Raw genomic sequence first — 13,775 nt, 5'->3', positions numbered from 1 at the left:
TCTCACAGTGCTCACCGGCCGGCGGCTCAGAGACCAGCATCCCGAAACTGGAAGCTATCCGCGTGCGGTTCGCTGATCTACACCCATTAGGGTCTGGAACTCGTGGTGGAAAGCAGCGCCCTCGCCCGGCGGGACGTGTACAAGTGGGGCTTAATAACCGCGCTCGGTGTGGTGGCCGGCTACGGTGCCGTTCTGCTGGCCAACATCCGGCATTTCTATACCGACGACACCGAGTCGCAGTACGCCCCGCTGTGGGTGATGCTCGGGAATCGCCTGCGCGACGGGCAGTTCCCCGCGATGATCCCCGAACACTGGATGGCCGGTAACTACACCATCGAAGAGTCCGGGCTGCTGAATCCGCCGCAGCTGCTGATCGATCTGATCGCGCCCTCGGTGGACAACGTCGCGCTTTACGCCACCATCGTCAAACTGATCTTCGCGATCGTGCTCGGCCTCGGCGTGTACCGGGTGTGCCTGGAGTACGGGGCCAGCGCGCCGTGGGCCGCGGTCGCCGGTATCGCGATTCCGTTCACCGGCTGGCTACTGTTCTTCGACGAGGCCAGTTGGTACACCGCGTTTGTCGGCACCGCGTGGCTGGTGCACGCGTGGGCCTCCGGTGTTCGGTATGCGCGCGGGCGCAGCGGGCCGATCCCGACCTTTATTTTTCTCTATCTGGCTATCTCGGTGCAGTACATTTTTCCGGCGGTCGAGTCCGGGCTGATGATCGGCGCGGTGGCCGTCGGTGAGGTTGTCTACCAACGCAAGTGGGTGCCGTCGCTGCGGCTGCTCGCCGCGTCGGGACTGGCGGCGCTGGCCGGGCTGGCGACCTATCTGCCGAGCATGCTGTCGGCGAAGGTGACCTGGCGCGGCACCGCGCAGATCAACAACGACCAATTCCTGACCGTGCCGTGGTCGGAGTCGCTCAACGCCAGCCTGCCGAGTACGTTGCCCGCGTACAGCTCCTGGTGGGGCTACGTGCAGCCGATGCCGGTGGTGTACATCGCGTGGTTCCTGATTCCGGCGCTGGCGTTCATCGACTGGGGCAAGGCGCGGGAGAACTGGCGCGAATTCACCGCCATCGCGCTCGTCGCGATCATGGGGCTCATGTGGACCGCAGGGCCGGGCACCATCGGGCCGCTGCGCTGGCCCGCGCGGGTGCTGCCGATGGTGGCGCTTGGGCTGCTGGTGCTGGTGTGCGTGCTGCTCGGTCGCTTCGCCACCTTCGACGGCTGGCGGCGGCGCGGGATCGCGGCCGGGGTGCTGATCGGGCTGCTGTTCGTGCGCTCGTTCTCGGCGGCACCGCGCGAGCTGGGCTGGCATGTGCTCGCGGCGGTTTCGGTGGCCGCGCTAGGTGCCGCGGTGGTGTGGCTCGGGCGGACCAGGGGGATGGTCGCGGCCTGCGTGCTGACGCTCGTCGCCGTGTTCCCCATCGCATACATCCAGGTGCGCGCCGCGCAGCCGACGCCGATGAGCTGGAACCTGCCCGAGAAACGGTCCGAGATGAAGGCCGCGTTCCCCGACTTCACCGGCACCACACTGCAACTCGCCGACCGCGGGCCGATCCCGCCCGCCGAGAAGAACCTGAAGGGCGCCTACGGCTCGCTCGTCTTCGGCAACTACGCCAAGGATCTCGAACTGACCTACGTCAGCGGATACACCCCCAACGGGCACTACTGGTTCGGCGAGATGCTCTGCATGCGATGGGACACCAGCGTGTGCCCCGACGCGTTCCGCCGCGCATTCGACGTCGAACCGACCACCGGGCGGACCATCGTCGACCTGATGAAGGTCGATCGAGTCGTCCTGCAGCGCTCGATGTACCCCGACGCCCGCAACCAGCCCGCACCCGACGGCTGGAAGTGGGTCGACTACCCCGGCCACGAACAGCAGATCTCCGTGCTCGAACGAGTCGGCGGCCTCATCTCCACCCGCAACGGCCGCGTCGCGACCAGCACCGGCGTCACCGCGACCTCGGTCGCGGAATCCGACCTGACCAGCCGCGTCCGAGTGAACTCCGACAACGGCGGCCAGGTCGTCTTCGCCCGCCTAGGCTGGCCCGGCTACCGAGCCACCCTCAACGGCCACGACCTCCCGATCAAGGTCGTCGCGAAAACCTTTGTCGCCCTGGACATCCCCGCCGGCACCAAAAACGGCGATCTCGAACTGAGCTGGCGCCCCCCCGGCTGGAAGATCGGCGGCGCAACAGCATTACTCGGCCTACTCGGCATCGGCATCCTGCAATGGGCGTTCCTACGGACTCGCCGACGCGACGACGGCCTGGATTCGACCGGCACTGTCGACACCAACGAACCCGTCACCCCCCAGCCCGACCTAGTGGACGCAAAGCACTGAGGCCCGCGGCCCCCTCCGCCTACCCCCACGCCACAACAAGATCAGGTGGAACTGGTGTCAGCATCGTCCGAGAAGCCACCAACACCAGTTCCCCCTCGACCCAGCACCTTGCGGATTTGTGGCTTGGCGCGCGACCGATGGATGTGGTTGTTGGGGGCGCCTGCGGGCCGGGCGGGGCGGTGGGGGGATAGAGTGCCTGGCGCGACTGGAGGTGGGTGGCTGATGGCATTCAAGGGTGAGCGAAGCTTGGCGTCTTCGGGCGTCGACGGGGTTGCCTCGACGCTGCCGGGACCTCCGCGGTCGGTGGTCGGGGTCGACGGACAGGACGTGCGTGTTGCGGGTGGGGGCGATGCGGTGAGTGGCGAGGCCGGGGGTGTGGTGTCGGGCGCGGCACTCGGCCCTACTGCGGAACCGATGCCGGTGGATCTTGGGGCCGAGCGGGTCAAGCCCGGTCCGCTGCTGCGTCTCGTGCAGCGGCAGGAGGTGGCGTTCGCGGCGGTTGGTGGGTTCAATACCGCGCTGGGGATCGGGCTGACCGTGGTCTGGTTGGCGGTGCTCGGGGACAATGTGCCGCCGTCCGTCGCTGTGGCGGCGGCCTATGCCGTCAGCATTCTTATCGCGTTCGTGTTGCATCGCACGCTGGTGTTCCGGGTGCGCGGGCATCTGCTGCGCGACTTCCTGCGGTTCGTCGCGGTCAATTCCGGTGGGCTGCTGCTGAATATGGTGTTGCTCGAGTTGGCCGTCTCGGTGTGGCACTTTCCCGACAAGCCCGCTGCGGTCGTGGTGATGGCCCTGGTCGCCGTCGCCAGCTACTTCGGCCACCGCCACATCTCCTTCCGGCGCCGACCGCCGGTCGAAGCGGACGGCCCCGTCGGGTAGGTTTTGCTCATGCCGGAGCACACCTTGGACGCCACACTGTTGAGCCTGCTGGCCTGCCCGCAGGACAAGGGCCCACTACTGCTGGTCCGCGCGACCGAGGGCGCCGTTCTTTACAACCCGCGCCTGCGCCGCGCGTACCCCATCGACAACGGCATTCCCGTGCTGCTCATCGACGAGGCCCGCGACGTATCCGACGCCGAACACGCCGATTTCATCGAGCAGCCCGCCCAAGCCTGACCCGCCGCACGGTCACTCGACCAGCGCCGCCTGGGCCCACGCGAGTGCCAGGTTTTCTCGTTGTCGACCGGGACATTGCGGTGACCTCGCCCGACCCTGGCCGCCGCCATGTGCCGCTCGGCGGAGCCGACTCGGAGCACCGTCCAGCTGACGTGACGGAGGGTGCGCTGCCGCGGTCACAAAAATCCCTCTCGACAGCGAGCCTGGCTTAGCTGCCCGCCTCAACGGGAAGGTGTCGCACTCGCTGGCGACGAAGCCGTTGCGCTGACCGATTAAGTTGCTTGCCAGCTGCGTACGAGCAGGGACGACATCGCCCGCCAGGTGAGCAAGCCCGCCTGCATCGATTGCTCGCCGGCAGCGCAATGAACCACGCTGGGCCTCGGGAAACCGCCGATAACCGCGGCATTTCGGTTGAGGTAGACGCGAAAGGGATGCCGCCCAAATCGCCGTGGTCGCTATGCATTCCGTCGACCGCGACACCCTGATTCGGCTACCGCGTTGGGGGCTTGTCTATTTCACCGGTCAGGTAGCGCTGAAGGGTAGGCGCTATCGCGGTGACGAGGTCCTCCGCCGGGGACGACGCCATGGGTTCGATGCCGATCACCTTGCGGCCCATCAACAGTCCGATCATTTGCGAGCCGACCAGGGCTACCCGCAGGCGGCCGTCGTCCTCGGGGGTGGCGATGCGCTGCCGGACTCGTTCCATGACGACCTCCAGGATGAAGGCGCGCGCCAGCGAGGTGTCGCCGCCACCGATGATGCTGCGGACCATCGCGACGATGCCGGGGCCCGCGGGGGAGTCCCAGACGCCGAGTACCGCGCGCAGAATGGCTTCGCCGAGCCGGTCGAGCGGGGCGGCGTCGACGGCGGAGAGCGTGAGCTCGGGATTCACCGGCAGTTGCACGACCGCCCCGAACAATTGCTGTTTGGTGCCGAAGTAGTGATGCACCAACGCGGGATCGACCCCCGCGTCCGCGGCGACGGCGCGGATGGAGGTCTTGTCGAAACCCGCCTCCGAGAATCGCGCCCGTGCCGCAGCCAGGATCGCCTCCCGCGCGCCGGACTGTCCCGGCCTGCGCCCGGAGCGCGCTGGGCGGTCGCCGGTTTCGGATCCGTTCGCCGTCACGCGGTGCGCCGCCGTAGCGTCGCCGCGCCGAGGCACAGGGCGACCACCGCGAACCCGGCGACCACCGCGAGGTCGCGCCACATCGCCCCGGTGGCGCTGGCATGCGTCGAAACCTGTTGCAGCGCATCGACGGCGTAACTCAACGGCAGCACATTGCTGATCGCCTCCAACCAGCCGGGCAGGTCGCCGCGCGGAACGAGCAAGCCGCACAGGAAGATCTGCGGCGCCACCACCACCGGCATGAACTGCACCGCCTGAAACTCGGTGCGCGCGAACGCACTTGCCAGCAGCCCCAGGGCCACCCCGCAGACCGCGTCGAGCACCGCGATCAGCACCACCCAGCCGGGGCTACCCGCCGAATCGAGACCGAGCAAACCGAACGACACCAGACAGGCCACCGCCGCCTGCGCCGCCGCGGCCAGCGAGAACGCCGTGCCGTACCCGCCGAGCAGATCGAGTTTCGCCAGCGGCGTGGTGAGCAGCCGCTCCAGCGTGCCCGAGGTGCGTTCGCGCTGCATGGCGATGGCGGTGATCAGGAACATCACGATGAACGGCAGGATGCCGAGCATGGCGATGCCGACCCGGTCGAACAGCGATACCGGGTTGAACGGGTTGGTCGGTGTGTCCCGATAGATGAAGTACAGCAACGTCATCAGCAGCGCGGGGACCAGCAGGATCATCGCGACCGTGCGGTGGTCGTTGCGCAGCTGGCGCAGGATTCGGGTGGTCGTCGCGAGGTAGGGGCGGAGGGAGGGAGTCCGTCGCGTCGCGGGCTCGAGGATGGCGGTCATGGCTTCCTGCCTAGTATTCGGTGGTGGGGGTTCATGCCGGTTGCTTGGTCGTAATCAGTGTGAGGAAGGCACGTTCGAGGTTCTGTTCGCCGGTTTCGGCGCGCAGTTCGTCGGGGCTCAGCTGTGCGAGCAGATGCCCGTCACGCATCAGCAGCAGTCGATCGCAGTGTTCGGCCTCGTCCATCACATGGCTGGACACCACCAAAGTTGTTCCCTTGGCCGCCAACTCGCGGAACTGCTGCCAAAGGTCAACGCGCAGCACCGGATCCAAGCCGACCGTCGGCTCGTCGAGCACCAGCAGTTCTGGCTGCGCGACCAACGCGCAGGCCAGCGAGGCGCGCGTCTTTTGCCCACCGGACAGCTGGTCGCCGCGCTGATACGCGTGCTCGGCCAGTCCGACCGCGTTGATCGCGTCCTCGGTGGCACTTCGCTCGCGACCGTAGAGCGCGGCGAAATACGCGACATTCTCGTGCACGCTGATATCGGAATAGATGCTCGGCGCCTGCGTGACGTACCCGATCCGCCGCCGCAACTCCGCCGCCCCCGCGGGCCGTCCCAACGCCGAGATCTCCCCGGACTCGACGATTTGAGTGCCGACGATGCTGCGCATCAACGTCGTCTTGCCGCACCCCGACGGCCCCAGGAGTCCGGTGATCGACCCGCGCGGAATCGTCAGCGAAACATCGTGCAGCACCTCGCGGCCGCCGCGCCGCACCGTCAGATTCCGAACCTCGACCGCAGGTGATGGGCTGTTCTGCGACATCGTCGCCTCAATTCATCGAGTGTTGAATTCACTATGCGATGAATTTAGCGCGAGCTCGCCGCCCGGACAAGGGGGAAGTTCGGAAAACCCGCCACGATCCGCTGATCGCGTGGCTCAGTGCCCGTGGTGCTGGGGTGGCGCGCCCGCGGATCCGCCCGGCTCGACCACCACGAATTGGCCCATCATTCCCTGGTCCTCGTGTCACAGCAGATGGCAGTGATACATGTAGGGCGTGTCGGGGTCGGCGGGCCCGTCGAAGCGCATCGCCAGCTCGACCGTGGCGTTCGGCGGGAGGAATACGGTGTCCTTCGGGCCGGTGAGTTCGGTCGGGGGTGGGCTGTCGTTGCGCGCGAGCACGCGGAATCGCACGTCGTGGATGTGGAAGTTGTGCGGCATGCCGTCGTTGTTGTGCACGATCCAGGTTTCGGCCGTCCCGCGGGTGACCGTCAGATCGATCCGGTCCATCGCCATCGGCTTGCCGTTGATACCAGCGAGATTGATATCGAAACGGCGCTCCTGGACCGAGTCCGAACCATCCGGTGTCGACGGACGGGCCAGTGCCGCAGGCAATTGCGGTGACGGACGCAGTGTTTCGGCGGCCCGGAGTTCGAGGATATCGAAGGTGTCGTCGCCGCCCGCGAAGCGCTGGCCCCAGAAGTCGAGCCCGGCCGCGAGCTTGTTGCTGCGCAACACCGTTCGTTCACCGGGCCGCACCCGCACGACGATCTCGGCGCGTTCGCCCGGCGACAGTTGCAGCCGATCGAGCGCGGCCGGCCGCTCCAGCAATCCGCCATCGGTTGCGATGAGCGAGAACTGACGCTCGTCGGCGAACCCGAACGGGTAGCTCCGCGCGGTCGAGGCATTGAGCAGGCGTAGCCGGATCAGCTCGTCGCCGACGTTGCGGTACGGCGTCAGTGTCCCGTTGACCATGGTTTGATTCCCGAGAAACCCGACGTCACGGAAGATCGCATGCGACGAATCAAGCTCGGCGCCACTGAATTTCACGTCCTGAACGATCACCGGCAGATCGTCGACACCGTAATTCTTTGGCAGTGGCAGAGTTTCGGACACGTCGTCATCGAGTAGGAACATCCCGGCCAGCCCGCGCCGCACATGTTGCTCGGTCGCGCCGTGCGGATGCGGGTGATACCAGAGCGTGGCCGCAGGTTGATCCACGGTCCACTGCGGCGTCCACGTGGCTCCCGCCTGCACCATCTGATGCGGTCCACCATCCATCGCCGCGGGCACGTGCATGCCGTGCCAGTGCACCGTCGACGCTTCCGGCAACTGATTGCGCACGGTAACAGCGACCTTCTCGCCACGCCGGGCCCGCAGTGTCGGCCCGAGGTAGGTGCCGTTGAACCCCCAGGTCTCGGTCGCCTGCCCGGGCCGGAATTCCGTTCGCCCCGAACGCATATCGAGCTCGAACTCGCGCGTCCCATCCGATCGCACCCGCGACGACGCCAGCGGCGGAATGGCCAGCTCATTGCTGAATTCCGCACGGCCGACCGTGGATACGTCGGCATTCACATACACCAGGGTGACGCCGCCGCCGATCGCGAGCGCGAGCAGCGCTACGAGCGAGCCGAGAACGATGAACAACCGCCGCCACCTGCGCGGTCGAGAATCCGAAACCATTCGCTGACGGTAGAAATCAGCCCCACCCGGGCGCATCCGGGAGCGTCCCTATATCAACCCTTGATTTCCGTACTGGCACACCAGGGTCAGCGGGTCGCGAACGCGCACCTTAGCTGAGACGTCAGGCGAGCCGACGCAGCAGGCAGGCCTGGATTTCTTTCCGGTGCCGAGCGGGTCGAGTTCTGTTGCGACAGTGCCGCTGAGGTTCAGTGCAGGCGCTCGGCCGGTGCGGGCGGCGTGGTGATCGAGGAGCGTGAAGTGCCACGTCGGCGTGGTGATGGCAAGTTGACGGCCCGGTATCTGGACCTCGACACGCTCGGATGGGCCGACGCGACCTCTGGCGGGAGTTGACCCCTGGGCCGTTCTAGGCTCCTGCGGTGACCAACCAGAACGTAACGGCGTCCGCCGACGGGGGACAGGTGCGGGCTTCGACGCTGGAGCTCTTCTTCGATCTCGTCTTCGTCTTCACCATCACCCAGCTCACCCACGTGTTCACCCACCATCCGAGCTGGCAGGCGCTCGGCCAGGTGGCGCTGGTGTTCGGCATCATCTGGTGGATGTACGCCGGGTACGTCTGGCTCACCAACGAGGTGGCGCCGAACAGCTCGGGACGGCGGACTTGGCTGCTGGTCGGCATGTTCTCGTTCTTCGTGCTGGCATTGGCGATTCCGGACGCCTTCCACGGCACCGGGCTCGCGTTCGGCATCGCCTATGCCCTGGTGACGCTCGTGCATGCCGCGCTGTTCGTCTCCGGCGGCGGTGCCTCCGCCCGGCGCGCCATCAAACACATCGGGCCGTTCAACGCGCTCGCCGCCGCACTGGTGCTGGCCGGCGGCTTGGTGCACGGCTGGCCGCAATACCTGTGCTGGGCACTGGCATTCGCGGTTCAGGTGCTCAGCCCCTACCTGGTGGATACCGGCGATTTCATCGTGCGCGCGAGCCACTTCTGCGAGCGCAACGGCCTCGTGGTCATTGTCGCGATCGGTGAGTCCATCGTCGCGATCGGTGTCGGCTTGGCGGGGGTGAAGATCACCCCGCAGCTGATCGTCACGGTGTCGCTGGCGCTGTGCCTGGCCTATGTGCTGTGGTGGGCCTTCTTCGGTTTCGATGACGAACGTGGTGAGCACGCGCTGGCCGCGGTACCCGAGCGGGAACGTTCCCGGCCCGCGGTGGTTGCCTACGGTTACGCGCTGTATCCGCTGCTGATCGGCATCATCGTGACTTCGGCCGGTATCCAGCTGAGCATCGGGCACGGCAACGAATCGGTCAGCCTGGCCGCCGCGGCCGCGCTGTCCGGCGGGGTCGCGCTGTACTTCCTCGCCCAGTTCTTCTTCCGGGTCGCCTTGAAGCTGCCGCGACCCTGGATGCGGTTGCTGGCGGCCGCCGCCGTCACCGCGACCATCCCGATCGGCGTGGTGTGGGTGTCGTGGGCACAGCTGGCCGCACTCGTCGCGGTGGGCTATATCGCCGTCATCAGCGACGACCTGATCACCCTGCGCAGCGGTCAGCACAGCTCGTACGTGTAGATCGTATGACCGATACCGGAGCACCTCCGGCGCGCGTTAGGTTGTTGCGACCGATGAGATCATTCGTGAGCCTCATCGAATTTCATTCTGTCGCAAGGACTTCCGCAATGAGAACGAAATCTCTGCTCGGGCTGTTCGCAGCCGTCGCCGGTATCGCCGCGCTGGTCTCCGCGCCCGCAACGGCGACACCGGCCCTGCACACCGCGTGCCCGGCGAGCCAATACGAGAACGTCGACAAGCGCTGCGTGCCGCGCCCGCAACAGGCCGCGACCCCGCCGTCGGGGGCGACCGCGCGCTGCAAGGACGGCGCCTACAGCTCGAGCCGGCACCGCAGCGGCACCTGTTCCGGGCATAAGGGCGTCGCGGAGTGGCTGGTGGAGCTGCCGTAGCGGCTGTCTTGGACAATGGCGGCTGTGTGTGCCGATGAGCTAGCCGTCGAACCGCCCGTTGCCGCCCGCCGATTGCTGGGCGCCACCCTCTGGTCCGGCCAGGTCGGCGTGCGGATCGTCGAGGTCGAGGCGTATGGGGGAGATCCCGCCGGGCCGTGGCCGGATCCCGCGTCGCACTCCGGACGCGGGCGGACCAAACGCAACATGGTGATGTTCGGCCCGGCCGGGGTGCTGTACGTCTATCTCAGTTACGGCATGCACACCTGCATCAATGTCACGAGCGGACCGGACGGGATCGCCAGTGCCGCGTTGATCAGGTCCGGCGAGGTGGTGGCGGGGCTCGACGAGGTCCGGGCGCGCCGCCGCACCGCGCGCACCGAGGCCGACTTGGCAAGGGGGCCGGGCAATCTCGGTAGTGCGCTGGGAATCACGTTGAGCGACTACGGAACTCCGCTGTTCGATCCGTCCTCGACGATTCGCCTGGAACTCGCCCGCCCCCTCGCCGCGAAGCGGATCGCCAGTGGTCCGCGCGTCGGCGTGAGCACCGCGGCGGACCTGCCGTGGCGGTTCTGGCTACCATCCTCGCCCTCGGTCTCCACCTACCGCCGCAGTCCCCGGGCACCCCGCGCCGAGGCGTCCTGAAAAGATTCTTCTCGGCGGCCGATGAGTTTTCTCGAAGGGCCACGTCCTATCAGGTGAACGCGCCAACACCCAGCGCGACCGACCTGAAGGAACGACATCATGACCGCCATCCCCGCCCCCGCCCCCGCCGCCGACGCCCGCCCCGGCAAGAAGCTGAACCGGGTCCTGTGGACCCTGCAGATCCTGCTCGGCCTGTTCTTCATCATCGCTTCGGCGGTGCCGAAGCTGTTCGGCCAGGAAGCCGCCGTGCAGTCGTTCGACGACATCGGCTGGGGCGACTGGTTCCGCTACCTCACCGGCATCGTCGAGCTCTCCGGCGGCATCGGCCTGCTGGTGCCGCGGCTGAGCGGACTGGCCGCCGCGGGCCTGACGATCACCATGGTGCTGGCCGCGGCCACCCAGGCCTTCCTGCTGGACGCACCCGCTCTCGCGCCGTTCCCGCTGGTGCTGGCCGTGGTGTTCGCCTGGATCGCCTACGAGCGGCGCGACAGCATCGTCGCGGTGCGGGAAATGCTGTCCCGCTGAACAATTCGATAACGCGGACGATCGGCGGACTTCGGTCCGCCGATCGTCGTGCCGCGTTGCGGGTCACTCCGTAATCGGCTGGGAGAGATCGTCTTCCGCGATCACCTGGTACACGGCGTTCAAGGTCGGTTCGCCAACCAGGTGTTTGATGCGTTCGTAGCGCCGTTCCTCGATCGGCGCGATGCGTGCCATCCAGGCGGGGATATCGGCGGGCTCGGCGTGCTCGATGAGGGCGAGGGTGAACACCTCGCGGGAGTCCTCGAGGTTCAGCGCGCTGAATACCCGGGTGCGTGGGTCGCCGGGGACGGTCTCGTCGGGGATCCACGCCTTGCGGAAGGTGGCGTAGTCGACATCGTCGTTGAGGCGGCGGGACATGGCTGCGATCAGCATCTTCGAGGGCCTTTCCAGTTATCTTGCAGTGCAAGATAAACCGTAGACCGCGTTTTCTTGCAGTGCAAGAAAAATCTGGGAGGATGGTTGCGTGGTTGATCGAAGGTCCCGCCCGCGCGCCGGGCTCACCAGGGCGAAGATCCTGGACGCGGCGATCGCGTTCGTCGGCGAACACGGGCTCACCGCCCTGTCGACTCGCAAGCTCGGCGCGGCCATGGGCGTGGACGGCATGAGCCTCTATCACTACGTGCCGAGCAAGGCCGCACTGCTGGACGGCATGGTCGAACGACTGCTCGAGCAAGCGGAGTTGCTCCCCGCCGGAGACCGGCCGTGGCCGGAAGCGGTCACCGCGATGGCACACGGATTCCGCCGGACGCTGCTCGCCCATCCCGCGACGCTGGGCATCCTCGCGACCAGGCCGGTCAACTCACCCGGTGCCTATCGGATCCTGGAATCCGGCCTCGCGGTGATGTGCGAGCAGGGCGTGCCGCTCGACCGGGCGATGGACATCGTCAACGCCGTGATGACCTTCGTCATCGGCCACACCCTCGCTGAAGCGGGCACGACCCCTGGCCACGAGCAGGCCGACACCGGCCAGGCCGAGGCCGACCCGGAGACCTATCCGCTGCTCGCCGAATCATTGGCCACCGGCGCGGGCCTCGACTTCGAATCCCGCTTCGCGCAGACCGTCGGCATCCTCGTGCGCGGCTTCGCCGACGCCGGGTAATTCGCTCGACCTGCGGCGGATAACGGCGACACACTGAGGTGCACGCCAACCACCTACTACCCGTGCGGAAAGATGGGACACCGTGAGCGGCGACATCATCGACGAATTGACCTGGCGCGGACTGATCGCGCAATCCACCGACCTGGACGCGCTGCGTGCGGCCCTGGACGCGGGACGGTTGACCATCTATGCCGGTTTCGATCCCACCGGGCCCAGCTTGCACGCCGGACATTTGGTGCCGCTGCTCGCGCTGAAGCGTTTCCAGCGCGCGGGCAACCGGCCGATCGTGCTGGCCGGCGGCGCCACCGGGCTCATCGGCGATCCGCGCGACGTCGGCGAGCGCACCATGAACTCCGCCGACACGGTCGAGGAGTGGGCCGGGCGCATCCGTTCGCAGTTGGAACGGTTCGTCGACCTGGACGATTCGCCGACCGGCGCGGTGATCGCGAACAACATGGACTGGACCGCGAAGCTGTCCGCCGTCGACTTCCTGCGCGACATCGGCAAGCACTTCTCGGTGAACGTCATGCTGGCGCGCGACACCATCAAGCGCCGCCTCGACGGCGAGGGCATCTCCTACACCGAGTTCAGCTACATGCTGTTGCAGGCGAACGACTACCTGCAGTTGCGTCGTCAGTACGACTGCACGTTGCAGGTCGGCGGCTCCGATCAGTGGGGCAACATCATCGCGGGCGTCGAGCTGAACCGGCGGGTCGACGTCGCATCGGTGCACGCGCTCACCGTTCCGCTGGTGACCTCCGCCGACGGCAAGAAGTTCGGCAAGTCGACCGGCGGCGGCAGCCTGTGGCTCGATCCGGAGATGACCAGCCCGTACGCCTGGTACCAGTACTTCGTGAATACGGCCGACGCCGACGTGGTCCGTTACCTGCGCTGGTTCACCTTCCTGTCGCGCGAGGAACTGGCCGAACTCGAGGTGGCCACGGCCGAGCGGCCGCACGCGCGGGAGGCGCAGCGCAGGTTGGCCGCCGAGATGACCACGTTGGTGCACGGCGAGGCGAATACGCACGCGGTGCAGTTGGCGAGTCAGGCGTTGTTCGGTCGCGGCGAGTTGCGCGAACTGGATGAGCCGACGCTGGGTGCCGCACTGCGCGAAGCCGCTGTCGCCGAGCTGGCCGCAGGGGAGCCGAACACGATCGTGGATCTGCTCGTCGCCACCGGGTTGAGCGAAAGCCGCGGTGCCGCCCGGCGCGCGGTGAACGAAGGCGGCGCATCGGTGAACAACGAGCGGGTCTCGGATCTGGAATGGACCCCCGCTGACAGCGACTACCTGCACGGACGTTGGCTGGTGCTGCGGCGCGGAAAGAAGAACCTCGCCGGGGTACTGCGGGCAGGTGCATGAAGATCGCGGTGGCTTGAGTCACATCCGTGTGATTCAAGCCCCCGTTCGGGTCCGGTGCACGCCTCTGACCTGGGGAAACACCGACCCGAACAGCGGATTTGACTCTGCGTTATCCGCCGCGTAACTTAGTTCAAGTCAGAGCGACACGGACACCGACCCGGAGCCGAGAATCCCAGCGGAAACGCTGAGCGGATGGACCGGGAAACGAGGTAGTACGAGAGCGCCTGGCCATCAGCTAGAAACCTAAGGTGATCACGCGGACTTGACTCTGCGGGAGATGCCGTTTAGGCTGGAACAGTTGCCTCACGGAAGAACCGGTTAACGCCGGGGACGAAGTGTGTGCGTGTGTTCTTTGAGAACTCAATAGTGTGTCGATGAATGTCAGTGCCAATTGTTTAATTGGTTCCGGCCTCTCATACCCCCCGGTTGT

Annotated in this window: 14 protein-coding genes; 9 read left to right on the top strand and 5 right to left on the bottom strand. The window is 66.8% G+C overall.

Annotation, left to right across the window (positions count from 1 at the left end; genetic code table 11):
* Nucleotides 1–105: 105 nt before the first annotated feature.
* From ACIBCN_RS44235 to ACIBCN_RS44225, 3 genes are all read left to right on the top strand, one after another.
* Nucleotides 106–2,352, top strand: coding sequence for a hypothetical protein (locus ACIBCN_RS44235; protein WP_396998842.1), 2,247 nt, complete (start codon nucleotides 106–108; stop codon nucleotides 2,350–2,352).
* 222 nt (nucleotides 2,353–2,574) lie between these two features.
* Nucleotides 2,575–3,231 (top strand): GtrA family protein, encoded by a 657-nt coding sequence (locus ACIBCN_RS44230; protein ID WP_396998840.1) that lies wholly within the window; start codon nucleotides 2,575–2,577, stop codon nucleotides 3,229–3,231.
* A 9-nt stretch (nucleotides 3,232–3,240) separates the two neighbouring features.
* Nucleotides 3,241–3,468 carry a Trm112 family protein gene (locus tag ACIBCN_RS44225; protein ID WP_396998838.1) on the top strand — a complete coding sequence of 76 codons (228 nt, stop codon included), beginning with the start codon at nucleotides 3,241–3,243 and terminating at the stop codon, nucleotides 3,466–3,468.
* Nucleotides 3,469–3,958: 490 nt separating this feature from the next.
* Here the strand turns inward: ACIBCN_RS44225 and ACIBCN_RS44220 are convergent, their stop codons facing one another.
* The 4 genes from ACIBCN_RS44220 to ACIBCN_RS44205 form a co-directional block, all read right to left on the bottom strand.
* Nucleotides 3,959–4,594 (bottom strand): TetR family transcriptional regulator, encoded by a 636-nt coding sequence (locus ACIBCN_RS44220; RefSeq protein WP_396998836.1) that lies wholly within the window; start codon nucleotides 4,592–4,594, stop codon nucleotides 3,959–3,961.
* Nucleotides 4,591–5,385 (bottom strand): ABC transporter permease, encoded by a 795-nt coding sequence (locus tag ACIBCN_RS44215; protein ID WP_396998834.1) that lies wholly within the window; start codon nucleotides 5,383–5,385, stop codon nucleotides 4,591–4,593. Before ACIBCN_RS44215 ends, ACIBCN_RS44220 begins: the two co-directional genes overlap by 4 nt.
* Nucleotides 5,386–5,416: 31 nt before the next feature.
* Complete coding sequence (locus ACIBCN_RS44210) at nucleotides 5,417–6,148, bottom strand: ABC transporter ATP-binding protein (protein ID WP_396998832.1); 732 nt, start codon at nucleotides 6,146–6,148, stop codon at nucleotides 5,417–5,419.
* 201 nt (nucleotides 6,149–6,349) lie between these two features.
* Nucleotides 6,350–7,786 carry a multicopper oxidase family protein gene (locus ACIBCN_RS44205; RefSeq protein WP_396998830.1) on the bottom strand — a complete coding sequence of 479 codons (1,437 nt, stop codon included), beginning with the start codon at nucleotides 7,784–7,786 and terminating at the stop codon, nucleotides 6,350–6,352.
* 377 nt (nucleotides 7,787–8,163) lie between these two features.
* Here ACIBCN_RS44205 and ACIBCN_RS44200 point away from each other — a divergent pair, with 377 nt between their 5' ends.
* The 4 genes from ACIBCN_RS44200 (at nucleotide 8,164) to ACIBCN_RS44185 (ending at nucleotide 10,868) form a co-directional block, all read left to right on the top strand.
* Complete coding sequence (locus ACIBCN_RS44200; RefSeq protein WP_396998828.1) at nucleotides 8,164–9,312, top strand: low temperature requirement protein A; 1,149 nt, start codon at nucleotides 8,164–8,166, stop codon at nucleotides 9,310–9,312.
* Nucleotides 9,313–9,419: 107 nt separating this feature from the next.
* A complete protein-coding gene (locus tag ACIBCN_RS44195; RefSeq protein WP_396998826.1) occupies nucleotides 9,420–9,701 on the top strand; it encodes a DUF3761 domain-containing protein in 282 nt (93 codons plus the stop codon).
* Between the two features lie 15 nt (nucleotides 9,702–9,716).
* A complete protein-coding gene (locus ACIBCN_RS44190) occupies nucleotides 9,717–10,343 on the top strand; it encodes a DNA-3-methyladenine glycosylase (protein WP_396998824.1) in 627 nt (208 codons plus the stop codon).
* Between the two features lie 99 nt (nucleotides 10,344–10,442).
* Nucleotides 10,443–10,868: a DoxX family protein gene (locus ACIBCN_RS44185; RefSeq protein WP_396998822.1), complete on the top strand. Its 426-nt coding sequence runs from the start codon at nucleotides 10,443–10,445 to the stop codon at nucleotides 10,866–10,868.
* Between the two features lie 63 nt (nucleotides 10,869–10,931).
* Here the strand turns inward: ACIBCN_RS44185 and ACIBCN_RS44180 are convergent, their stop codons facing one another.
* A complete protein-coding gene (locus tag ACIBCN_RS44180; RefSeq protein WP_396998820.1) occupies nucleotides 10,932–11,258 on the bottom strand; it encodes a hypothetical protein in 327 nt (108 codons plus the stop codon).
* A 91-nt stretch (nucleotides 11,259–11,349) separates the two neighbouring features.
* On the opposite strand from ACIBCN_RS44180, the gene ACIBCN_RS44175 reads away from it, so the two are divergent.
* Both ACIBCN_RS44175 and tyrS read left to right on the top strand, forming a co-directional pair.
* Nucleotides 11,350–11,985 (top strand): TetR/AcrR family transcriptional regulator C-terminal domain-containing protein, encoded by a 636-nt coding sequence (locus ACIBCN_RS44175; protein WP_396998818.1) that lies wholly within the window; start codon nucleotides 11,350–11,352, stop codon nucleotides 11,983–11,985.
* 82 nt (nucleotides 11,986–12,067) lie between these two features.
* On the top strand, nucleotides 12,068–13,345 hold the full coding sequence (gene tyrS, locus ACIBCN_RS44170) for a tyrosine--tRNA ligase (protein ID WP_396998816.1): 1,278 nt from the start codon (nucleotides 12,068–12,070) through the stop codon (nucleotides 13,343–13,345).
* Nucleotides 13,346–13,775 lie beyond the last annotated feature (430 nt).

This window comes from Nocardia sp. NPDC051052 (genome assembly GCF_044456045.1).
Taxonomy (GTDB): domain Bacteria; phylum Actinomycetota; class Actinomycetes; order Mycobacteriales; family Mycobacteriaceae; genus Nocardia.
The sequence above is the reverse complement of the archived record's forward strand: the minus strand, read 5'-3'. Positions and strand labels throughout refer to the sequence as shown.

What these genes read in the sequence shown, in the direction of transcription:
- ACIBCN_RS44230 (WP_396998840.1), top strand. Translation starts at nt 2,575, where the DNA reads ATGGCATTCAAGGGTGAGCGAAGCTTGGCGTCTTCGGGCGTCGACGGG.
- ACIBCN_RS44225 (WP_396998838.1), top strand. Translation starts at nt 3,241, where the DNA reads ATGCCGGAGCACACCTTGGACGCCACACTGTTGAGCCTGCTGGCCTGC.
- ACIBCN_RS44215 (WP_396998834.1), bottom strand. Translation starts at nt 5,385, where the DNA reads ATGACCGCCATCCTCGAGCCCGCGACGCGACGGACTCCCTCCCTCCGC.
- ACIBCN_RS44210 (WP_396998832.1), bottom strand. Translation starts at nt 6,148, where the DNA reads ATGTCGCAGAACAGCCCATCACCTGCGGTCGAGGTTCGGAATCTGACG.
- ACIBCN_RS44205 (WP_396998830.1), bottom strand. Translation starts at nt 7,786, where the DNA reads ATGGTTTCGGATTCTCGACCGCGCAGGTGGCGGCGGTTGTTCATCGTT.
- ACIBCN_RS44195 (WP_396998826.1), top strand. Translation starts at nt 9,420, where the DNA reads ATGAGAACGAAATCTCTGCTCGGGCTGTTCGCAGCCGTCGCCGGTATC.
- ACIBCN_RS44190 (WP_396998824.1), top strand. Translation starts at nt 9,717, where the DNA reads ATGGCGGCTGTGTGTGCCGATGAGCTAGCCGTCGAACCGCCCGTTGCC.
- ACIBCN_RS44185 (WP_396998822.1), top strand. Translation starts at nt 10,443, where the DNA reads ATGACCGCCATCCCCGCCCCCGCCCCCGCCGCCGACGCCCGCCCCGGC.
- ACIBCN_RS44180 (WP_396998820.1), bottom strand. Translation starts at nt 11,258, where the DNA reads ATGCTGATCGCAGCCATGTCCCGCCGCCTCAACGACGATGTCGACTAC.